This is a genomic window from Massilia atriviolacea, from assembly GCF_003953935.1.
GTDB classification, from domain to species: Bacteria; Pseudomonadota; Gammaproteobacteria; order Burkholderiales; family Burkholderiaceae_D; genus Telluria_A; species Telluria_A atriviolacea.
The window spans coordinates 1-492 of record NZ_RXLQ01000074.1; the positions used below are offsets into that span (position 1 = coordinate 1).

The 492-nt window shown below is 66.3% G+C and carries 1 protein-coding gene; it reads right to left on the reverse strand.

Going from position 1 to position 492, the window contains the following annotated elements:
- Window positions 1-492 (reverse strand): condensation domain-containing protein (locus EJB06_RS31605; protein ID WP_164558116.1); only part of this gene is annotated, 492 nt, incomplete at both ends.

A 492-nucleotide genomic window follows, 5' to 3' on the forward strand; every position in this document is an offset into this window, starting at 1 on the left:
CACTTCGAAGCGCGCCGCGAGGCGCTCCATCGTCGTGGCGTCGAACAGGTCGCTGGCGTAATCGAGCTGGCCGGTGATGACATCGCCGCGTTCGGTCAGCGACAGGCTCAGGTCGAAGTGGGTGGTGCCGCCGGACTGGCCGAGCGGGCTGATTTCCAGCCCCTGCAAGCCGCCGCCAGCCGACACCGGCGTGTTATTCATGGTCAGCATCGCCTGGAACACGGGGCTGTAGCTCATGCTACGTGCCGGTTTGAGCACATCGACCACCTGTTCGAACGGCAGGTCCTGATGCTCGTAGGCGCCGAGGGTCGAAGTCCTGACCTGGGCCAGCAGTTCGGCCACCGTCGGATCGCTGTCCAGGCGTACGCGCAGGGCCAGCGTATTGACGAAGAAGCCGATCAGCGCCTCGACTTCGGTGCGCTGGCGGTTCGCCACCGGCGTGCCGATGACGACGTCGTCCTGGCCGCTCATGCGCGCCAGCAGGCTTGACCA